The 19,519-nt window shown below is 65.4% G+C and carries 21 protein-coding genes; 8 read left to right on the top strand and 13 right to left on the bottom strand.

Annotated features, from left to right (window positions below; all coding sequences use genetic code 11):
- Nucleotides 1-16: 16 nt before the first annotated feature.
- Nucleotides 17-142 carry a hypothetical protein gene (locus M8859_RS36990; protein ID WP_283780184.1) on the bottom strand — a complete coding sequence of 42 codons (126 nt, stop codon included), beginning with the start codon at nucleotides 140-142 and terminating at the stop codon, nucleotides 17-19.
- A gap of 144 nt (nucleotides 143-286) precedes the next feature.
- Here M8859_RS36990 and M8859_RS29395 point away from each other — a divergent pair, with 144 nt between their 5' ends.
- The 5 genes from M8859_RS29395 to M8859_RS29415 all read left to right on the top strand — a co-directional run bounded on the left by M8859_RS29395 (nucleotide 287) and on the right by M8859_RS29415 (nucleotide 4,370).
- Complete coding sequence (locus M8859_RS29395; RefSeq protein ID WP_249645147.1) at nucleotides 287-688, top strand: DUF488 domain-containing protein; 402 nt, start codon at nucleotides 287-289, stop codon at nucleotides 686-688.
- A gap of 151 nt (nucleotides 689-839) precedes the next feature.
- Nucleotides 840-2,363 carry a PucR family transcriptional regulator gene (locus M8859_RS29400; protein ID WP_159926993.1) on the top strand — a complete coding sequence of 508 codons (1,524 nt, stop codon included), beginning with the start codon at nucleotides 840-842 and terminating at the stop codon, nucleotides 2,361-2,363.
- Between the two features lie 220 nt (nucleotides 2,364-2,583).
- Nucleotides 2,584-3,126 (top strand): CBS domain-containing protein, encoded by a 543-nt coding sequence (locus M8859_RS29405; protein ID WP_249645148.1) that lies wholly within the window; start codon nucleotides 2,584-2,586, stop codon nucleotides 3,124-3,126.
- Between the two features lie 272 nt (nucleotides 3,127-3,398).
- A complete protein-coding gene (locus M8859_RS29410) occupies nucleotides 3,399-3,854 on the top strand; it encodes a hypothetical protein (RefSeq protein ID WP_159926980.1) in 456 nt (151 codons plus the stop codon).
- Nucleotides 3,855-3,890: 36 nt separating this feature from the next.
- Entirely contained in the window at nucleotides 3,891-4,370 is a 480-nt protein-coding gene (locus M8859_RS29415; RefSeq protein ID WP_236565570.1) for a hypothetical protein, read from the top strand.
- Between the two features lie 14 nt (nucleotides 4,371-4,384).
- Here M8859_RS29415 and M8859_RS29420 read toward each other — a convergent pair whose 3' ends face one another.
- The 3 genes from M8859_RS29420 to M8859_RS29430 all read right to left on the bottom strand — a co-directional run bounded on the left by M8859_RS29420 (nucleotide 4,385) and on the right by M8859_RS29430 (nucleotide 6,723).
- Nucleotides 4,385-5,086 (bottom strand): alpha/beta fold hydrolase, encoded by a 702-nt coding sequence (locus M8859_RS29420; RefSeq protein WP_159926978.1) that lies wholly within the window; start codon nucleotides 5,084-5,086, stop codon nucleotides 4,385-4,387.
- A 109-nt stretch (nucleotides 5,087-5,195) separates the two neighbouring features.
- A complete protein-coding gene (locus M8859_RS29425; protein WP_159926976.1) occupies nucleotides 5,196-5,822 on the bottom strand; it encodes a hypothetical protein in 627 nt (208 codons plus the stop codon).
- 433 nt (nucleotides 5,823-6,255) lie between these two features.
- Nucleotides 6,256-6,723 (bottom strand): VOC family protein, encoded by a 468-nt coding sequence (locus M8859_RS29430; RefSeq protein WP_159926974.1) that lies wholly within the window; start codon nucleotides 6,721-6,723, stop codon nucleotides 6,256-6,258.
- A gap of 111 nt (nucleotides 6,724-6,834) precedes the next feature.
- Here M8859_RS29430 and M8859_RS29435 point away from each other — a divergent pair, with 111 nt between their 5' ends.
- Nucleotides 6,835-7,833 (top strand): helix-turn-helix transcriptional regulator, encoded by a 999-nt coding sequence (locus M8859_RS29435; protein ID WP_249645149.1) that lies wholly within the window; start codon nucleotides 6,835-6,837, stop codon nucleotides 7,831-7,833.
- A gap of 26 nt (nucleotides 7,834-7,859) precedes the next feature.
- Here M8859_RS29435 and M8859_RS29440 read toward each other — a convergent pair whose 3' ends face one another.
- From M8859_RS29440 to M8859_RS29465, 6 genes are all read right to left on the bottom strand, one after another.
- Nucleotides 7,860-8,222: a class I SAM-dependent methyltransferase gene (locus M8859_RS29440; protein ID WP_159926970.1), complete on the bottom strand. Its 363-nt coding sequence runs from the start codon at nucleotides 8,220-8,222 to the stop codon at nucleotides 7,860-7,862.
- Between the two features lie 80 nt (nucleotides 8,223-8,302).
- Nucleotides 8,303-9,592: a cytochrome P450 family protein gene (locus M8859_RS29445; protein ID WP_195070846.1), complete on the bottom strand. Its 1,290-nt coding sequence runs from the start codon at nucleotides 9,590-9,592 to the stop codon at nucleotides 8,303-8,305.
- Nucleotides 9,593-10,024: 432 nt separating this feature from the next.
- Complete coding sequence (locus M8859_RS29450; protein ID WP_159926966.1) at nucleotides 10,025-10,672, bottom strand: hypothetical protein; 648 nt, start codon at nucleotides 10,670-10,672, stop codon at nucleotides 10,025-10,027.
- Between the two features lie 54 nt (nucleotides 10,673-10,726).
- Nucleotides 10,727-12,217 carry an NAD(P)/FAD-dependent oxidoreductase gene (locus M8859_RS29455; RefSeq protein WP_159926964.1) on the bottom strand — a complete coding sequence of 497 codons (1,491 nt, stop codon included), beginning with the start codon at nucleotides 12,215-12,217 and terminating at the stop codon, nucleotides 10,727-10,729.
- A gap of 382 nt (nucleotides 12,218-12,599) precedes the next feature.
- On the bottom strand, nucleotides 12,600-13,709 hold the full coding sequence (locus M8859_RS29460; protein WP_159926962.1) for a hypothetical protein: 1,110 nt from the start codon (nucleotides 13,707-13,709) through the stop codon (nucleotides 12,600-12,602).
- Nucleotides 13,710-14,082: 373 nt separating this feature from the next.
- Nucleotides 14,083-14,580, bottom strand: coding sequence for a hypothetical protein (locus M8859_RS29465; protein WP_159926960.1), 498 nt, complete (start codon nucleotides 14,578-14,580; stop codon nucleotides 14,083-14,085).
- Between the two features lie 750 nt (nucleotides 14,581-15,330).
- Here M8859_RS29465 and M8859_RS29470 point away from each other — a divergent pair.
- Nucleotides 15,331-15,762, top strand: a complete 432-nt coding sequence (locus tag M8859_RS29470) for a DoxX family protein (protein ID WP_159926958.1) — start codon at nucleotides 15,331-15,333, stop codon at nucleotides 15,760-15,762.
- Between the two features lie 242 nt (nucleotides 15,763-16,004).
- Here M8859_RS29470 and M8859_RS29475 read toward each other — a convergent pair whose 3' ends face one another.
- From M8859_RS29475 to M8859_RS29485, 3 genes are all read right to left on the bottom strand, one after another.
- Complete coding sequence (locus M8859_RS29475; protein ID WP_159926956.1) at nucleotides 16,005-16,805, bottom strand: SDR family NAD(P)-dependent oxidoreductase; 801 nt, start codon at nucleotides 16,803-16,805, stop codon at nucleotides 16,005-16,007.
- Between the two features lie 54 nt (nucleotides 16,806-16,859).
- Complete coding sequence (locus tag M8859_RS29480) at nucleotides 16,860-17,492, bottom strand: TetR/AcrR family transcriptional regulator (protein ID WP_249645150.1); 633 nt, start codon at nucleotides 17,490-17,492, stop codon at nucleotides 16,860-16,862.
- A 293-nt stretch (nucleotides 17,493-17,785) separates the two neighbouring features.
- The gene (locus M8859_RS29485) at nucleotides 17,786-18,445 is read right to left on the bottom strand and encodes a DUF2306 domain-containing protein (RefSeq protein WP_249645151.1); all 660 of its coding nucleotides are present in this window, start codon (nucleotides 18,443-18,445) and stop codon (nucleotides 17,786-17,788) included.
- Between the two features lie 156 nt (nucleotides 18,446-18,601).
- Between M8859_RS29485 and M8859_RS29490 the strand changes: the two genes are divergently transcribed.
- Nucleotides 18,602-19,336 carry a TetR/AcrR family transcriptional regulator gene (locus M8859_RS29490; RefSeq protein WP_195070850.1) on the top strand — a complete coding sequence of 245 codons (735 nt, stop codon included), beginning with the start codon at nucleotides 18,602-18,604 and terminating at the stop codon, nucleotides 19,334-19,336.
- Nucleotides 19,337-19,519 lie beyond the last annotated feature (183 nt).

Genomic DNA, 19,519 nt, shown 5'->3' on the forward strand with positions numbered 1-19,519 from the left:
CCCGCCACCGGGCTACTCAGCCCGACATCGCGGCCAGCAGGATCGCGATCCCGTAGGCAGCGTCCATGCCGAATCCAAGGCGGGCCCGGCAGGAGAACATGTTCGTAATGGCCGAAGCTCCGCCGACCGGCCAAGCGTCCACCTTCAGCTCCCACAGGTTTCCGCTCGTCGGTTGACACAGTCGAATACGCGATCTCACCGGTCCAGGTCCCACATCAGGCGTAGCGTTCGACATGTGGCAAGGCCCCGGACCGGCCGCGGGGCTGTCCTACGCAGGAAAGCAGCGATGAACCGGGAGTCGATGATGACGACTCGACGCACTGTGCAAATCCGCAGAATCTATGACGACCCAACCGCGCAGGACGGCACGCGCGTGCTCGTGGACCGGCTCTGGCCCCGCGGTGTCAGCAAAACCAGAGCCCATCTCGACGAGTGGTGTAAACAGATCGCTCCCTCCACCGAACTGCGCAGGTGGTACGGCCACGACCCGGAACGCTTCGATGAATTCGCCCGCCGCTACCGCGACGAACTGACCCAACCCGACCGCGCCGCCGCTCTCACCCACCTGCGCGAACTGGCCGACCAAAGCAAACTCACGCTGCTCACAGGCACCAAGAACACCGACATCAGCGAAGCGGCCGTACTCGCCGAACTCGTCGAACAACCGAACAGATCGCCCGAAAAGTGACCCACCACTACAAAAGCCGCCGACACCGGCTCGCGCCGGTGTTCATCCCGACGCACCGGTCGGCCGGTCCGGTTTCCTCGTCCACGACCTGCTGCCGACCGCGTCGGGCGCTCGATCGCGCTGCGCCCGCGGTTCCGCATCGGAGCGGCTCATGGTGACATTGGACCGGTTGGCCAACGTACTGGGTGGTTATGGAATTCGCCTGCGATTGGGTTCGGTTCCCCGATCCACCCCATTGCGCAGCGTGGTGATCCACGGCGCCGATCACGACCCCACGGAAATCGGCGATGTGCTGTTGGGCATCGGAGCCCGCTCGATGTCGGAGGTGGTGGCCTGGGCAGTGTCGGCGCGGGCTGTTGTCGCGCTCATCCGTGGGGGTGAGGAGGCCGAGGCCGAGCCGGAGATCAACGGTGTGGCGGTGATGGTGGTCGACCCTGCGGTGGACTGGAGCGAGGTGGCTGCGGTGGTCTACGGGTTGGTGCTGGAAGGACGCGAGACCGAGGCCGGTCGCGGCCCGACCGATTTGTTCGCCTTGGCCGACAGTCTCGCCGACGCCGTCGGAGGTGCGGTCACGATCGAGGATCGCCTGTCTCGGGTGCTGGCATATTCCAGGCCGCAGCAGCACCTCGACCCGGCACGGGTAGAGACGATTCTGGGCCGGGAGATGCCGTCGTGGTTACGGTCGGTGTTCGATGCGCGCGGTGTCTTCGTACATTTGGCGACCTCGGAGGAACCCTTGTTCGTCCCCGCGCAGGCAGAGCGTGGGGTGACGGGGCGGATGGTCGTGGCCGTGCGTGTGGGACGGCAACTGCTGGGGTCGGTCTGGGTGTCGTGCCCGGCACCGTTGCACGGGGCTCGACGCAGGGCCTTGGCCGACGGCGCGCGGACGGTGGCCCTGCACCTGTTGCGGTCGCGGGCCAGCGCGGACCTGGAACGTCAGGTGGAATCCGACCTCGTGATCCGTTTGCTGGAGGGCGACGCGGACGCGACGACAGTGGCCAGCAGGCTGGGGTTGGCGCCGGAGGGTTTGCGGGTGATCGCGCTGCGGGCTCGGATCGCGGAGGAACAGCACGCCGCGCTGCTGTTGATCTTCGAGCGAGCGACAACCGGATTCGGCTGGTCCCGGTCCAGCCGCAGCGCCCTGGTCGGCGACACCATCTACACCGTGCTGCCCGCCGACCAGGCGGACACGGTACGCCACTGGATAAGCGAGCTGCAGGTTGCACTGCCGGCGCAGATGACGGTGTCGGCCGGAATCAGCGGTGTCGCCCGCGCCACGGAGTTGGCGTCGGCGCGTCAAGAGGCCGACGAATGCCTGGCGCTGCACGAGACCCACTCCGCGGCTGCGACACCTCCTGCCTATGACGAGTCATGGGACGAAATTCTGCTCCAACGGCTGCGCACCGCAGGGCTCTCTGGACGGACCCCCGCACGGGGGCCGGTGTCGGAGTTGCGGCGCCATGACAGCACGAACTCCACCCAGTATGTGCCAACGCTGCGCGCGTGGTTGCAGGCGCAGGGCGACCCCACCGAGGCGGGCGCGCACCTCGGGGTGCACGAGAACACCGTCCGTAACCGGCTGCGCAAGATGGCAGAGGTGACCAATCTCGACTTGGACGACCCCCGCAAACGACTCGCCATGATGATTGAGCTCGCCGTCACCGACAACGACTGACCGGGCTGTGCCATCGCCACAAATCCCGACGCCTCGATTGTCGAATCCGCTCAACCGATCGCCGCGACAGTCACGTCATCATGGAGTTGCCCAGAAATCGCAGGTAGGAGCAGTGAGACAAGGGCAGGCCAGCGAAGGATCTGCCCTCTTGCGTCGATCCGGTACCTAGTTAGTTGAACGGAGCGGAACCGAAGTGAGGAACACGCAGGTATGCGAGGTCATGCAAAGACCCATCATCACCGTCCGGCACGACAACACGGCATGCGAGGCGGCGCTGCTGCTCGCCGAACTGGGCTACGCGGCGCTGCCCGTTCTCGACCAAGACGATCGCCTCACCGGGGTACTCACCAGCGGCGACCTCCTGCGGGCCGGTGAACTCGACGACACGGTCGATGAAGTCATGACCACACCAGCGGTCTCGGTCCCCGCCACCGTGGCACTGGCCGAGGTCATGAGCAGGCTTGTCACGCGCGGACTGCGCAGTCTGCCCGTCGTCGATGCCGACGGCCGCGTGGTCGGTATGTTCAGCCGTGGCGACGCGTTGCGAATCATGCTCACCCCCGACGACGCACTCACGGCCGGTGCACAGAACCTCCTCGATCAATACACCGGCGCACGACGGTGGCATGTCACCGTCCACGGAGGCGACGCCAGCATCTCCGGCCGGTTCGCCGACGAACCCGAACGGCGCATCGCCATCGCCCTGACCCGCACTGTCCCCGGCACCCGCACCGCGACCATCGCGACCACACCTGTGCACTGATCGAGTCGACCGCCATCCACGGGCTGTGACACTTCCCTTGCTGGTGTACTGGCGAAACGCCCGAGAAAACGAGTGGGGGAATCGGACAAGTAGCACAGCCAGGATTGTCTCAGACGGATAAGCGCGGCCGTTCCACGTAAACGATCCTGGCCTTGTCAGCGATTATTCGGATGGCATGGAGGTGGTCGTACAGGGGCCGCTGGCAGGGCGGCCCATCCCTTCTCACCTGACCGCATCTCGAACCATTCCAACCACCAACCCTGGAGATCAGGATGACCCGTGCACACCCCGTCTCACCCGCACGCCTTACCGACCACCTACCCGCACTACGAGCCGCACTGAACCAGCAACGCCGCTTCCGCCTGCAGCAGCTGGCCGAACTCGAAGCCGAAATCGACCGCGCCGCCACGCCCACCAACGCGGCTGATACGGCCAGGCATGAGGTCACTACCGAATTGGCCGCGGCAGCACGACAAGCTTTGGCCGATATCGATGAAACCCTTACGCTCATCGCCACAGGCCGTTACGGTCGCTGCCGCGGCTGCCACGCCGAGATCTCGATCCACCTGCTGCAGACCATCCCCACTTCACAGTGGTGCCTGAATTGCCGACAGCATCTGCCTGCCTTCGCCGGTTCTCGCCCGATGCGCGGACAGCGGCCTCGCGCAGCCTCCCGAACACCGCGACGCGACCTGTCGGCCGAACGGGAAACCATCGCAGGCGGTTGACATGACCTGCTGACCATTACGACCGGTCGCAGCGCGTTGACCTTGCCGCACCGGCCGCCCCGCGAGGACGATGACCGGCTGCGCCCGTTCGATCCGCCCGAAGCCGCGCCCGAGGCGCCCGCCACGCATATCGAACCCGGTAAACACCACTGGAAGGTCGAACGGGATCTGGCGAGCGGCGTATCGACCCTCGAGATCGAGAACGACCAGGGCACCATCTCGCTCGACGACACCGGCACCATCGTGCGTCGCGCCACTACCGAATGGTTCAGCTTCCGTGGCAACGACGTCACCTCGGTCCGGGGCGAGACCCGCACGCTACGCAGGCTGGAGCGCGACGATTGGCGCACCGAAGTCACCACCCATACCGTATTACGTTGCACCCCCGAAGAATTCGTGCTCGACGCCCAGCTCGACGCGTACGAACTCGAATATCCGCAGGCCGACCCCCGGACGGTTCGCAAGCGGGTGTACTCCCAGAACTGGCAGCGACGGAGTCCTCGAGACTTCGTCTGATGCGGTGCGTGGCTTCACATATCCTCTCTGCGGGTATGCGACGAGCGCCGATTACGAGGCACTGGAAGAACCTGCACCAGATAGTCGGCCAGCTCGTCCGGGCGCGACAACATCACCATGTGGCTACCGGGCATCTCGTCCGGGGTGATGCCCAGCCGCTCCTTCACGTGGCGGCGCGCGAAGTCGGGGGTGAAGAAACGGTCGTCGCGGCAGAGCAGGTATCTCGTCGGAATGTCCGGCCAGGCGGACAACGGCCATGGCTCTCGCCCCGCTCGGTCCATGCTGATCTTCTCCGCGAGCGCGCCGTCGTGGGCCAGTACCCGCTGGGCCAGTTCGCGAGGGACATCGTGAAAGTAGAGCTCGTAGTCGTCATCGCTGCCGGACGATGGTTTGCCGCTGCGTTCCCACCAGGCGTCCGGCATCTCGCCCGGGCTCGGAATCATGGCGGTCACCAGTACAAGCGCGGCGGCTCCGGCGCGCACGCCGACCAGGGGACCGACGAAACCGCCCCAGGAGTGGGCCACCACCACGAGAGGCCGGCGTCCGCCGGTTACCTGGACGACGGCGTCGGCGTAGTCCCAGAGCCCGGCCTGGGGGTCGGACATCGGCAGATCCACCGCGACCGCGTCGTGCCCGCGGTTGCGGAGTTCTGCTTCGAGCAGATGCCAGTCGAAAGCGCTCCCGCCGGCACCGTGGATGAGAGCGAAAGCTGTCATGACGGTTATGACTGCCGGAAGCGCGGGAACTCGTCGGTGCGCGCAGGCACCCCGTGAGCGAGCAGAGCGAGGACCTGTTGCGCCCGGGACGGGTTTGTTCAGCCGCCGTCTAACCTGGGCTTGTTCGGCCACGACCCCGCTGCGGCATCGGCCCGGGTTTCTCGAGTCCTGGCGCGTCGGCTATGCGGCGCTGACTGTCTGTTACGGCGGCGGCTCTGGCATCGGCTTCGCGTCGCGTGAAGGCGATATCGCGGGCGCTACGCACCGACAATCGGCCGAGTGAGGTCGCCGCGAAGAACAGGATCAGCGCACCGAGACCGTGGAAATAGGTCAGTTGGAGTACGGCGCGCTTCAGGTCGGAGGTGGCGACAGGGTCACCGACATCCCCGATGCGCAGCGGCTCAGCAAGGACGGGCCCGATCACGAACCACACGCCCGCCGCCACTGCCAGCCACCCGCCGAAACTCGCCACGATACGGTTGCGGCTTACCAACATGAGCAATCCGCCGATGATCGCGGCGACGCCAGGCAGTACTTGGAGCCACCCTCGCGCCGACGTCCACACCCATGGCTCGTCCGGAGTGAACGCGAAATCGAAGTAGGGGCCGAGGAACGGGATCAGCGCACCCCAGACGCCCAGGAGCAGCACCGCGAGCCCGCCGAGGGCTCCCCGGCTACGTGGAATTCGGACCGGGTGGCCGCGGCCTGCGGAAACATTGTCGTCGACGTCCCTCATGACGCCTCCATTCGTCGAAGTAGGTGCTTATACCGCCTACCCTTTTGTCCACCGCGATACGCACGAAAGCGCGCAGGGGTCCACAGTTGGCCTCCGGTGATCGGAGGTGGTGCGGGCGCGGAAGAACGCCTGGGTCGAATTGATCCTGCGCATCCGGCCGCCTTCTGTGGTGACCGTGCCGCTGTCGGCGTTTCATTCGATACACCTGTGTTCGAACGTCATCCGGCGGCCGCCGAACACTTCATTTCCGTCGAGGTGAGAAATTCGCTGGCCATCACAGGGCACTCTTCACAACCAGCACCGAACTTCTCTCACCACGGCAGCTGGGGATCTATCTCCCTACAGTCCCGGTTCGCGGTCGGCGGTCGGTCGGGATGAGGGGGCACGGTGCGACCGGATTCGGTCGCACCCCGGAGAAGTCGGTGAGGGGGAGTCAGGACTGCGCGTACTCAGCCGTGACGTCGAGGATCCAGGTGATACCGAAGCGATCGCGCAGCATCCCGAAGGCGGGTGCCCACTGGGCCGGGCCGAACTCCTCGATAACCGTGGCGCCGTCCGCAAGGCGTTCCCACAGTGCGCCGACCTCCTCGACGGTCTCGCCGCGAACGGACAGGAAGAACGGCTCCTCGGTGATGGTGGTGCCGTTCTCGCGGCGGGTGGCGGGCACGCCGAGGGCGGTTGGAGCGTGCTCGCCGGGCACGTCGTAGGCCATGACCCGGAAGCCGTCGTCGGCGACGACCTGGCCGAAGACCACTTTGCCTGCGTCGGGCGAGTCGGTGGGCATCCCGAAGTCCGCATAAGTGGCGAGAGTGGTCTGCCCGCCGAACACCGACTGGTAGAACTCCAGGGCAGCACGGGCCAGCCCGTGGAAGTTCAGGTGGGCAACAGCGTTTACCGACATGGTGATCCGTCCTTCGCAAGGGATTCCGTCACCGGCGACTTCCGGCGACGAGAGCAACGTTGTCACCAGTACCGGCCAGGGAACGTCCGCTATTCATGGCAGTCTGGCCACATGCCGACCGCCTCCTCGACGGTGACCTCCCGCCGCCTGCTCTCGCTGCTGTCTTTGCTCCAGGTCCGCCGCGATTGGCCGGGCAGTCTGCTGGCCGAGAGGCTGGGCGTCAGTGAACGTACAGTGCGTCGCGATGTCGATCGCTTGCGCGAGATCGGTTACCCCGTCCGGGCGGTCAAGGGGCCCGACGGTGGTTACCGTCTCGCGGCGGGCAGCGAACTGCCGCCGCTATTGTTCGACGACGAGCAAGCGGTCGCGCTCGCCGTGGCGTTGCGCAACGCGGCCGCGACCGGCGCGGGCATCGAAGAGGCAGCCGCACGAGCGCTGGCGACCGTACGCCAGCTGCTGCCTTCCCGCTTGCGGCAGCGCGTCGATGCCCTCGAGATCACGGTGGGCGAATCGGCCGGGCCCGCGGCCGCTCCCCGGGTCGACACCCAGGTGCTGCTCGCGTTGAGTGCCGCTGTCCGCTCCCGAGAGGAGGTGCGGTTCGACTACCGGTCACCGACACAGCCGAATGACACCGGTCCGCGGGCGCCCCGCCGAATCCAACCACACCACCTGGTGGTCCGCAGTCTGCGCTGGTACCTCATCGGATGGGCCTCAGAACGTGGGGAGTGGCGGGTCTACCGCGTCGACCGGATGACACTTCGGGTGCCCAACGGGCCGCGGTTCGCGCCCCGGCCGGTGCCCGGCGGCGATATCGCCGCGTTCTTGTCCGCGCGGTTCAAAGGCTCCGACAGTGCGAATACCTGGCCATGCCGCGGCGAGGTTGTCCTCGACCTCCCCATCGCACAGGTGGCCCCGTTCGCCGGCGACGGTGTCGTCGAGGAACTCGACCCTGCCCGAACCAGGCTGCTGCTCGGTTCCTGGTCCTGGCCCGCGCTCGCGGCGACAGTAGCGCGCTTCGGCACCGAGATCGAGGTCGTCGGCCCGGATCGACTGCGTGACGCATTCACCGATCTGTCCCGTCGCGCAGGCCGTGCCGCACGTCTGGGCTGACTCTACGTGAGCCTGCCCGGTTCTACTCATCGGTCCGGCACCGGGGCCGTCCCGGTGCCGCAGAGAACGCGTGACCGAGGGTGTCCAGGTCGTGTGCGCCGGGTGGTGACATGATCTTCCAAGCCACGGTGCTTGGCCGCGGCGCGTGCTTCGGCGAGGGACCGGTCGGAGGTGCCGGCGATCGTGACGTGATGGCCCTGGGCGGCGAGTTCGAGCGCGTCGAGGCCGTTGCCGCCGCCCGCGTCGAGGATCTCCAGCGCGCCAGCGGGTAGATGGGCGGTCAGGTTGACGGCTGCGGTTGTATACCGCAGCCGACCCCACGGACTAACTTGCCACCGCTGGAACTTGCCGAACTTGTCGTCGAACAGATGCGAATGTGACTCACTCACCACGCCCCACCTGGCCTTGACGCACTCTTGTACAGGTGCTCGAGCGCGCACTCCATGCCAACCATGCGGTTCGACACTTGCTACACATAGGTCAGCGGCGGGGACTTCGGGAAAACGACCGGCATTGCCGTCATCGCGCGGTGGAACGGACCCGGCCGCCAGACCAGCTGGTCGGCAGGCACCGCGAGTTCCATTTCGGGGAGGGCGTCGAGCAGTTGGTCGATAGCGTTCTGGACAGTCGGGTAGGCGATGGATTTAGCAGGGCAGGCGTGCGGGCCGGTACTCCATGCCAGATGCGAGCGATTGCCGATGCGGCTGCTGCCGGGCTCGTCGGTCCCGTGGATGTCGGGGTCGTTGTTGCACGCGGCGAGACTGATGACGACCGGCTGGTCTGCCGGCAGCCAGACATCGTCGATCATGATCGGCTGCCGCGGGTAGGTGGTGCAGAAGTTCGCCATCGGCGGGTCGTTGAACAGGACCTCGTCGAGGGCGTCGGTGGTGGACAGGTTTCGGCCGAGGACGTCGCCGAAGCGGAACCGGTCGTCGGTGATCATCAGCAGCAGGGTGTTGGTGATCAGGTTGCGCTGCGCTTCGAAGCCCGCGCCGTAGAAGCTCATCAGTTGGGCGAAGATCTCCACGTCGTTGAGGTCGGCCGGATGATGTGCCAGCCGCGAGGTGGCGTCGTCGCCGGGCTGGCGCCGTTTGAGCTGTATCAGCTCCATCAGGGCCTCTTTGACCATCTTCATGCCCTGGGCGGGGTTGACCGTATCGAAGCGCGCGGCCATGCCGGTCGCGACCCGCTGCCCGATCTCGGTGGGGCAGCCGACCATGTCGTTGAGGATCCCGAGGACGAGGGGAAAAGCGTATTGGGACACCAGGTCGGCGGAACCGGCCTCGCAGAAGGTGTTGATCAGCGGGATGGCGAGTTTCTCGACAGTGGGACGCAGCCCGTGGGTGTCGATCCCGTCGATGCTCGAGACGGATGCCTGCCGATAGCGGATATGTGCGTCTCCGGTGTTGTATCGCGCTGCCGGGTACCACTCCATCATCGGCCGGACCGGAGAGTTGTCCGGAATGGTTTTCTGCCAGGTTCGTGGATCAGCGGGAAAGTGATCCGGGTCGTTGAGGATCCGCACCGCCGTCCGATACGCGATCACCAACGTCGCGGGCACACCCGGTGCCAGCTCGACGGGAACGAGCGAACCGTACTGACGACGCATCTGGCGGTAAGCGCGATGCGGGTCGGCGACGAACTGCGGGGTATACAGCGGAACTCGGCGGTCATCGCTGCCGGCGGAGCCGTGCTGGACGGGGCACGTTCCGGTCGATGCGGTATGCGGTGCGGATGTCGGGAACTGTGGTGTGGTCAAAGACGTGACTCCAGATGATGGACAGGATTTCGACGAGAGTGATCGATGAGCGCGGACTCGTGCCTCGATGAGGTGTAACGAGGAAGGTCAGAGTGTGCCGGGTGCCAGGTCTGGCGCCGTGCCCCACCAGACCGCTCCAGGGTTCCGTCGTAGGCGACTGTTCGTGCGCCGGTGTGTCGGCGGCCGACCGGTACTGTTTCGAGTAGCCCACGGCAGACCGCGACGGCACTGAGCGCTGTGCTGGGTCAGAACCATGAAAACACCACGGCGGTACCTTGATTCATCAGTCCTCTTGTCGTTGACGGGTTCGAAGCTACTACAGCCTTCCGCTACCTGCCGTCCAGCACCGGGCGACTCGCGCGCTGACCACGTTGCGCCGAGGATCGACTCTGCCGGGCCAGGGGAGCCCTGTGGCAGAGCCGGAGTGAGCCGCTAGTCGCGCTGCCGGAGGTCGGTAGGTTCGGATTCCACGCGTTCCGGCTCGTCGGCCCACCGCAGATCGCTGTCGGTGGTGTAGGAGTGGTCGGGTGGGATCACGTTGGGGTTGAATGATTCTCGTATGTAGCAGAGCGGCCGATCGGCCGTCACGATGACGTATGCCTTCGCTGCACAGAGGCGGCCGTCCGGCCATCTCGTCAAGCCCGCCCGTAGTATGTGACGCCGCTGGGGTATTCCACGAGAAATCAGGGCGTAACCGATCGGCGTGCGGACATCGCCAACTCCGTAGGCAGCCGCGGGCCCAGGGACGATCACGACATGGTTGGCGGATACGGCCACCATGTCGGAGTCGATCAGGCGCGAGCGGCGGACGATGACGCGGTCGGTCCCGGACACCTGCAATACATCGGTGACGGTGGTGGGCAGCCTACTGGCCGCCATAGCGTCTTGACGGATCACATGAACCTGGAGGTCCGTCCTGAGTATCGCCTCGAGGACCGGCATCGTGGAGCCGTCGCTGGCCAGCAGCATCCTGGTGAGCGGATGGCCGAACCGTCCGATCTCGGCCCTGTTGGTCCGGAAGCCCGAACCACCGGCCGTTGCATCGCCCGGTGGTTCGGGGAGGGATCGAATGATCGTCACAATCGTCGGCTCCGCGCAGTGATTATCACTGGAGATCCGTGTCGAGAGCCGGGACTAAACCGGGGTGACGTCGGTGTCCTTCGGTGGAGTGAATGGGCGAGCTATGGCCTCCTGCTCCGCGGCGGTGCGGGGTTTGCTGGTCAATCCGAGTACCGGTTCGGTCGTGATACGCACCTCACCCATGACGGTGTCGGCCCCGAGCGGATCGCGCCAGATATTCCACACCGGAGACATATCCAAATGGCCCATGTATTTGATGTTCACCGCGGCTGCCTCGTCGTCGAGATGTTCGGCCTCGGTGACGATGGTGTCGGTATCGGTGCGTTGCTGTTCTCCCGCCGACTCGTCGACATCGGTGAGTCCGGCGATGATCCTGGTGAACGACTCCTGCGGGGTGTCGCCATCGTGCGCCTCGGTGAGGCTGCTGGCATGTGTGAAATATTCTTCGGACCCGACGTACTGCTCGTACATTCGCGAAACCAGGATCAGGAAGCGCCAGTACGCTCGGCGATAGGTGTAGTCGAAGAATCCGAGTGCCTCGGACTCGCTCATTTCCCCCCGCAAGGTGGTCGCAATGGCCGCGGATGCGGTCAGCGCTCCGTAGGTCGCCAAATGCACGCCGGTGGACAACAACGGATCGAGGAAGCACGCCGCGTCACCGACAATGGCGTAACCCGGACCGCAGAAGCGATCGGCGACGTAGGAGTAGTCTTGCTCCGCCCGGACGCTGTCGACCTGCTGGGCTCCCTCGAGCAACTCGCTGAGCTGGGCACTGCCTCCGATGACATCGAGGTAGTACGACTCCAGTGATTCGTGTTCACGCCGCTTCGCAACGAACTGGCGCTTGGAAATCACATAGCCCACGCTGAAACGGCCGTCCGACAAAGGGATGTGCCAGATCCAGCCACCCTCGGGGGTGGATACGACGTTGATCGCGCCTTCCGGGCTGTCCGGATGCAGGCGGGCGCCGGTCCAGTAGGACCAGATCGCGGTGTTTCGGAATGCCTTGTGCTGCTTGCGCATATCGAAGTGCCGCTTGGCCAGCAAACCCGCTCGACCGGATGCGTCGACGAGAAAATCGAATTCGGTTGTGCGGGTCTGGTCGTCATCGGGCCCGGTCCATTCGACGGCTGTCGGGCGGTCGCCGTCGAACAGCACGTTTGTCACGGTGGCCTGCTCGATTACCTCGGCGCCCTGTTTTGCCGCGTTGCGCAGCAGGATGTCGTCGAATGCCGCGCGGTCGACCTGCCATGACCAAGCGTCCGCGTCCACGAGCCTGGACCAGTCCAATAGCCAGGTATCGTTCTGCCACAGAAAGACTCCGCCCCGCTTCACCTGGAAACCGTGCGCGGCGACCTCGTCATAGGCGCCGGAAAGGCGCAGTGTCGACAAGCACGACGCCAGAAGGGACTCCCCGATGTGATACCGCGGGAAGCTCTCCTTTTCCAGAAGGGTTACGCGAATGCCGGCTCGCGCGAGCAGGGCTGCCGTGGTCGAACCGGCAGGGCCTCCACCTATTACCAGAACATGCGGATTGTACCCCATAGCAAACTCCCTGGAACTGCTGAGAACGGATAATGCGCCCGCGTCGGGAACTGGACCGACTCCGGGGGCCACGGCCGTAGGCAAACCCGGAGTAAGTGTTGCCGCCGGTTAGCCAGACCGGAGCGGAACACGATATTTACTGTAGCAAAGGAGGTCGGGGCATGCGGTATGGAACGTGAAAACCGTTGTCAGCCGGGGCCTATGGTGCACGTGGGACGGCTTCCATCGCTCGCCCCACCATCGCGATGGTCAGAAGTTGCGATGGACGGGCGTCGAATACCGGCCTCGCGCAAGGCTTCGGAGCTCGGATGCGCTGGACTGATCGCTGCCGGAAGCGGACGGGCTATCCAATGCGTTCCGCTGCATCCTATTCGAGCAACTTCTAGCGATGCATGTCGTCGGTGTCGGCTATCGCGACGGTGGTCGCGGCTGCCTTGTGCGCGGAGTCGACACTGCAACGGCCGAGCCCACATGCGGTGGCGACACCGTAAGCGGTCCTCGCCGCGGCCTTCTCGAAGAGAGCAAGCGCGCCGGCGCTGTTCTCGGCGGAGTCCGGCGAAACGACACCGGCGATCAACCGCCAGGCGGGGTCGAGCTTGCGCAAGGGTGCGTAGAAGCGGGGGTCCAGCGGTGCCGGTTCGGCGCCGTATGCGCACGGAATGTGCACGGGGGGCAGTGGCGTCCCCTGTTTGCTAGATAGTCGCGCGGTCTGATTGAGCAGCTTAACCGCCGGTGCCAGCGTGCGCGGGCTCAACAGGCTTTTGTGCTGGTAGTCGCCGTAACACAGGTGCACGATGGTATCCGCCCCGATCTGGTGCATCCGGCCGAGGAAGCTGGCGAGCTGCCGCGCGACGAGCCAGCCGAGTGACCACTGCGCATGCATTTGCTCGGCTTTGACCATGCTCAACAGCGCGATGGGCGACTCCAGTTGCCAGAGAACATGCTCGCCGTGCCGTTCGATGACTTCGGTCATCTCTTGCAGCACCGCTTCGGTGAACACCGGCAGATGACGGAGCGCGTCGACGACGAGATTGGAGCGCCGCAGAGCCTTCCCGACGGGCAACCCGGCGGACACGGCCGCGCCCGCGAATACGAACAAGGCGAGGTCCAGCGGGTTCGGCTGGCTTATCTGAACTTTCGTCGCGGCCAGTTCCGGTCGGTCACGCTGCATCGATTCGAAAGCGGAGACGACTTCACCGATCCGCCCTACCCGGTCCATCGACACATGTCGCGGCTCCAACGTGCGGCCGGAACGCAGGCCATAGCTGGGGAAGTCGCTGTAGTCGGTGTAGTCACCCGAGTGGACGACTTCGAAGACGTCATGTTTCCCGCGCCCGATCAGATACTCGAGGATCCAGTCCGGGTCGAGGTCACAGGGCACCGCGGTGACGGGCCGGTCCTCGCTCCGGTCGGCGAACCATTGCAGCACGGCGCGATCGCCGGTCATCAGTTCCGCGGGCAGGCTGCCGACATAATGCGCGTATCTGGTCATCCGTGGCCCTTCCGATCACTGTCCGGTAGTTGTGCAGCCTACCCAACCGGCCTACGGTTGCCATGCCCAACACTATTGCTACACAGCTTGTTTCGTTACACGTACGGTGCGGGGCGGTGTCGCTTGCGGAAACCTGTGAGAGCTGAAGGTGGATGCCTGGGGCCCGGTCGGCGGAGCTTCGGCCATCCGGGCGCAGAAACAGTTGCCTTTCCACTCATCGGTGCACTCGTCACGGTGACCTTTTCACGGCAACAGCCCTCGGCACGAACAGGTTCAGCCGCCGCGTCCGTCTCGGATTCGGTATGGGCGCACTCGTATACGGCATCGTGATCATGTGTGAGTATCGGGGGGACGGTCTTGCGGAGAGTCAGAGTCAGTGTGGCATAGCAGGTCCATCCACCCGTGGGGGATCGGGATCACCGCTGCGAACACTGTCGGGTTCACCTTCGGTGCTTGATCTCGCGCCTGCACTATTCCCGATTCGGCGCGGTTTGGCCATGCGCCGGATTCCGACGGCCGGAGCATCGCCACCGGCTCGTTTCCGCCGCAACGCGTCGAGATCGACGACATTCTCATCTGGCTCGGCACTGCCCGGATCGTCCTCGGGGACGGCGCGGTGCACCGCGCCAGGGTGGACCGGCCACCACCCGGTCTCCCGCTGCAGTTCCGATCGCAGAACAGGCTTGGTCGGTGCAGGGTCATAGACGGAGCCGCCTTCCGAACGCCAGGTCTTGTGAGGACGCTCGCCGGCCTCTTCCGTCACACGCCGCGGGCGACGCGGCAGCCGGGTGACCTTCGACGTGCCGTCTCCTGACCCCGGGGTCTCGACAGCGTTCATGCCTTCTTCCAGCTTCCTGCGTATCCGTTCCATCGCGTCGAACTCTTCCCGCCGGGCTCTGGCAAGGATTCCCGTCCTGGCACTTCCCGCTCCGACATCAAGCTACTAGCCGATGCAGGACACCGCACCCGTCGGCACCACGAACCGCTGGCCGAGCTGATGTCTGATCCCATTGTTGATTGCGTCGCTCACGCTCGCATTCTGCCTCAGTGGGTGACCAGTGAGCACCGGAGCCAGGCCCGCGCCGTCGCGAGACTCGATGCAGTGTCCTCATCCGTAGACGGGTAGGGCGGATTGAGATGACCTCACGCGGCGACGGTGAACAGGGTCAGCTCATGCGGATGCTGTGATGCGGCGGCGCGAAGTTCGGCACGTTCACCGATCGCGCAGGCCGGTCCGATCCCTTGGGCGACCGATTGCGGCGACAGCAGTCAGCGGCGGCAGTGGGTGACCAGCCTCACCCTGGGCCGGTCATCGGTGGCGGCCATTCGTTCTGCTCCAGCCAGGCAGGCTCTCTGTCGGCCGAGTTTGGTTAGCCACCGGCACCGACCAGTGTGTCGACCGAGGATAGCGAATGGCCCCACCCACATCGGTAGGTAAGGTCGTGCGGCTCGTGCGCGGATCAGCGCAGCGTCTGGGTGATAGGGATCTCCCGGATCGAGCCGGGGACCGTTCAGCGGTTCCGAATAAATCCTCGCGGACAGCGATGAGTCCTCCGACGGTGCTCCGTCCTATCTGTTGAACGTGCTACCAACCCGGCGCGACCGACCAGAAGGACCAGAAATGACCACCGCCAACTCCGCCACCTTCTCCGACGACGTCACCGACCGTCCCGGCAAGATCCGCAACCGCGTCCTGTGGACTCTGCAGATCCTGCTCGGCCTGTTCTTCATCATCGCCTCCGGCGGACCGAAGCTCGTTATACCGAACACCCTGACAGAAAACGCCCCCGAGAATCTGACCATCCCCCTCGGGCTGCTCATATTCATCGGAGTCGTGGAGATCGCCGGCGGTATCGGGCTGATGGTGCCACGGCTGTGCGCCCTGGCCGCCGCGGGTCTGTCCGTTCTCACCGTGCTCGCCGCCGGGACGCAGGCTTTCATCGCCGACAAGCCCTCGATGGCGATCTTCCCGCTGGTGCTCGCCGCGATCTTCGCCTGGATCGCCTACCAGCGCCGCGCCACCATTACCGATCTGCCTAACTCGCTGTCGTGATGATGAATCCATGAGAACGACCGGCGATCGGTGGCACACCCACCGATCGCCGCTCGTGCGTTCTCGGATCGATCGCCCGTCGGGTTGGCGGCGATCGATCCAGCGGCCATCTGGTCCGCGGCGCCCCGGCCCGGCGCCGCACCAGGTGGCCGTCGTCGCGTCGGCGTACTCCGCAGCCGACAGTTATCCGGTGCGTCGTATGCCATGGAAATGAAACGGGTTGGGTCCATGCAGGGTATGGATCAAGCCTTGTGATGCAATCGGCTACCGAGGTCGTTTCCGAGGCGTTCGGAATCTATGAGGCGATGGATGGGTGCTACCAGCCCGGGCGCGATGCATCCGACAGTGGCGAGTATGCGTGTTTCGATGGGAGCGACGACGATTTCGTCGATGTCCTCCTGGACGGCCCGGATAACAGCGCGGGCGACTTGCTCGGGCGTGACCGTGCGCATTCCGGGTGGGAGTCGACTGCCGCTATCGGCGAACATCCCCGCATCTCGGACGAACCCGGGCTCGATGATGGACACGCCGATCTCGGCATCGCGAAGATCGTGCCGCAGGGCGAGGGCGAAGCCGCGAAGGCCGAATTTGGTGGCGTTGTAGAGGCTGACCCGCGGTGCGGGCAGCAGGCCGGCGACCGACCCCATGAAGACGATGTGTCCCGCGCCCCGCATGCGCATTCGCTCGGCGAGATCGCGGGCGAGCAGAATCGGCGCACGCAGATTGACATCGAGGACGCGGTCGAGATCGGCGGCGGCGAAGTCCAGTATGTGGCCTCCTGCCGGTAGACCGGCATTGGCGATGAGAACATCCACCGGCCCAGCCTGGGCGAGCAGGCGTGACAGTTCGTCTGGCTCCGATAGATCCGCGGGAATCACGGTCGCGTCGAGCTCGGCGGCGAGCGCGGCCAACGCTTCGGCGCGGCGGCCGGTCAGCACGAGATCACAGCCGTGGACGGCGAGTTCACGCGCTACCGCGTGCCCGAGACCGCCGGTGGCGCCGGTCAGCAGCACCGTGGCGGAATCCAGTTGCACAGGGGACATGATCGAGTCCTTCCGTGCCGTCGACGACATCGGCGATCGGCTTGATCGAATGGTTCAGCAACTGGGACCGGGTCGATAGGCGCGAAGGAAGGCTTGGACGCCTGCGGTCACGCTGGCGTCGATGTCCCCGGGTTCGGCATCTATGGCGCCCCAGAAGGTCCGGTTGTTGGCCTCACCCGCGGCTAGTAGAACGAAGTGGACGGCTGCGCGTTCGGGGTCGTCGAGTTCGAGCAGCCCCCGTGCGGCGAGCGCGGAGAACCTCCGGGCCAGCGCGGCATGGACCGGCCGAGGGCCGGTGTCGAGCCAGGCATCGAGTATCTCGCCCGGGATATGGTCTGCCTCGGCGCGGATTTGGCGGACGAGCGCGAAATGATCCTCGTCGCCACCGACGACGAAGGCGCGGCCGAGTGCGATCAGGTCCGCCTCGACATCCCCGACGTTGCCCAGATGGTGATCGATCGCAGCACATCGACTGGTACGGGCATGCGCGGCACTATCGACAATCACCGCGGTGAACAGCTGCTTCTTATCGGCGAAGTGCTTATAGATAGTGCGCGTCGACACCGCGGACTCGCCTGCGATGGCGTCGATGGAGGCGCGGGTGTAGCCGTCGCGGCAGAACACCGTACGTGCTCCCCGCAAGATGGAAGCCCGCTTATCCGGCCGCAAGGGGCGCACCACGGCCACATCGGGGCTCGTCATGACCGGCTCTGCGAGTTGCGGGCCATCGACTTCCAACCTGGCTGTCCACCGGCTGCGATCAGGTCTTCGGAGACGAACATCCTGTTCCTCCTGCTGTGTGGGGTGCCGCCGCATCGGGGGTGCTCGAGCTAGAGTACAACGATCACTTTACCCGCCCATTCGGCACAGCGCCAGAACGCCGCATTGTGAGAGCTCCTGTAGGACAGCCACTCCCGCGCATGATCAGATAACCGGCCGGAGCTCCGAAACCAGCTTGCGGACGTGTTCGTCGCGGCAATTCACATGGCTCGAGCTCTTTCGGGCGCGGGTCGGGTCTTCTGCACCCGCTGTCCGCGTTCGATCCACCATTCGGCGGTCAGCAGTGACAGCGTCCAACCGAGCCAAGTGCCGATGCCTGCGATCGTCTGCGTGAGTAGCTCCTCGTCGCCATGAAAGGTGCTGTTCAGCTGGGGACTCAGGATGAGCAGCAGCGCTACACCGAGTACCCGGTTGAGCATGATGGACAGGGTGAGCGCGAAGCTGCGGATCATCCAGCGGCGATGCTCGGCGAATCGGCGGCGCCGGGCCATGCGCCAGCCGGTGAGGGTGGTGATGAGCCACAACGTCGCAAGCATGACGTTGCTGACCCGGGCGACCGGACCGAAGGGGCTGGTCGCACCGATCACCAGTCCGGCGAGCCCTGCGGGTAGCACACCGGCGATGACGTACCAGCGACCCAACCGCCGATGTGAAACGGGATGCTTGCGCCGAAACCACGGCCAGACCTGGAATCCGCAAACGAGGATGGCGATCGACCCACACACTACGTGCACGACGAGCAGTGGGTAGTGCGGCGCGAATCCCGGGTCGGGGACCCGCGACCGGGTCGGATCCAGCGTCAGATATGGCGGCAGGGAGAAAGCGACGAAGGCGAACGTCAGTACCAGCAGCGGCCCCATCCAGGGGCGCTGCCACCATGATCGCCGATGTGGTTTCGGCGCAGGTGATTTCGGAGGACTAGTCGGTATTGCCATAGTGGACCACCCGTAGATCGCGAGGACGATACTATTGCGTAGTTTATACGCAATAGCGTAGTGCATACGCAATATGAAGGCGTGAGGAGCGAAGTGGCCGAGGAACTACCGCGCGTGGCGCGACTGCTGTGGTCGGGCACTGAACGTTCCGGCCGCGGCCGACGGCCGGCGTTGACCCTGGATCGCATCGTCGAGGCGGCCATCGCCATCGCGGACGCGGACGGGATCGGCGCGCTGTCGATGCAACGGGTCGCCACCGAACTCGGCTCGGCCACCATGTCGCTGTACCGGCATGTGCCGAGCAAGGACGACCTCGTCGCCCTCATGCTCGATACAGCCATGGCCGAACGGCTCGACCTGCCCATGGGTGACTGGCGGGCAGCTCTCGAACACTGGGCGCGCCGAACCCGTGAGATGTATCTACGCCACCCTTGGATATTGGCGGTCGGTGCGAGCAATCGCTGGATGGGCCCGAATGAGGCCGCATGGGGAGAGGCCGCGATGAGCGCTCTCCTCGATACCGCGCTGCCACCGGAGGCCATCGGCGATGTAGTCTTCTCCGTCAACGCTTTCGTCAGCGGTGTTGCGCGCCTGGAGATCGACCCGGCGCTGGGCCGCGGGGCAGCGGGGTACGTCGGCCCCATACTCGACCCGGAGATGGTCCAGCGCTACGGGCAGCCCGAGCGGTACCCGGCACTGATGGCCATTCTGACTGCAGGAGCAGGCGGCGACCCTGGTACGCGTGCCGTCGCCGGGGGCGTGTTCGAGTTCGGCCTCGGCAAGCTGCTCGACGGCATCGCCGCCTATCTGGCCTGATTCGAACACCGCGGACTCGCGCCAGGCGGTGATCATGGCCAGGCACACCCTCGGGTTGATTCAGATCGAGAACCTGGGTGACATCTGATTGCGAATTTCGATCACCCAGGTGCTCGTGGCGTGCGGGTCCCTCGTGGCGCCACCCGGTCGTATTTGTCGCGGCGAATCATTCTGGTGTGCGGT

This window comes from Nocardia sputi, assembly GCF_023501985.1.

Bases quoted from the DNA above. Each gene is read 5' to 3' on its own strand.
- M8859_RS29395 (WP_249645147.1), top strand. From the start codon at position 287: ATGAACCGGGAGTCGATGATGACGACTCGACGCACTGTGCAAATCCGC.
- M8859_RS29400 (WP_159926993.1), top strand. From the start codon at position 840: ATGGTGACATTGGACCGGTTGGCCAACGTACTGGGTGGTTATGGAATT.
- M8859_RS29405 (WP_249645148.1), top strand. From the start codon at position 2,584: ATGCAAAGACCCATCATCACCGTCCGGCACGACAACACGGCATGCGAG.
- M8859_RS29410 (WP_159926980.1), top strand. From the start codon at position 3,399: ATGACCCGTGCACACCCCGTCTCACCCGCACGCCTTACCGACCACCTA.
- M8859_RS29420 (WP_159926978.1), bottom strand. From the start codon at position 5,086: ATGACAGCTTTCGCTCTCATCCACGGTGCCGGCGGGAGCGCTTTCGAC.
- M8859_RS29425 (WP_159926976.1), bottom strand. From the start codon at position 5,822: ATGAGGGACGTCGACGACAATGTTTCCGCAGGCCGCGGCCACCCGGTC.
- M8859_RS29430 (WP_159926974.1), bottom strand. From the start codon at position 6,723: ATGTCGGTAAACGCTGTTGCCCACCTGAACTTCCACGGGCTGGCCCGT.
- M8859_RS29435 (WP_249645149.1), top strand. From the start codon at position 6,835: ATGCCGACCGCCTCCTCGACGGTGACCTCCCGCCGCCTGCTCTCGCTG.
- M8859_RS29455 (WP_159926964.1), bottom strand. From the start codon at position 12,217: ATGGGGTACAATCCGCATGTTCTGGTAATAGGTGGAGGCCCTGCCGGT.
- M8859_RS29460 (WP_159926962.1), bottom strand. From the start codon at position 13,709: ATGACCAGATACGCGCATTATGTCGGCAGCCTGCCCGCGGAACTGATG.
- M8859_RS29465 (WP_159926960.1), bottom strand. From the start codon at position 14,580: ATGGAACGGATACGCAGGAAGCTGGAAGAAGGCATGAACGCTGTCGAG.
- M8859_RS29470 (WP_159926958.1), top strand. From the start codon at position 15,331: ATGACCACCGCCAACTCCGCCACCTTCTCCGACGACGTCACCGACCGT.
- M8859_RS29475 (WP_159926956.1), bottom strand. From the start codon at position 16,805: ATGTCCCCTGTGCAACTGGATTCCGCCACGGTGCTGCTGACCGGCGCC.
- M8859_RS29485 (WP_249645151.1), bottom strand. From the start codon at position 18,445: ATGGGGCCGCTGCTGGTACTGACGTTCGCCTTCGTCGCTTTCTCCCTG.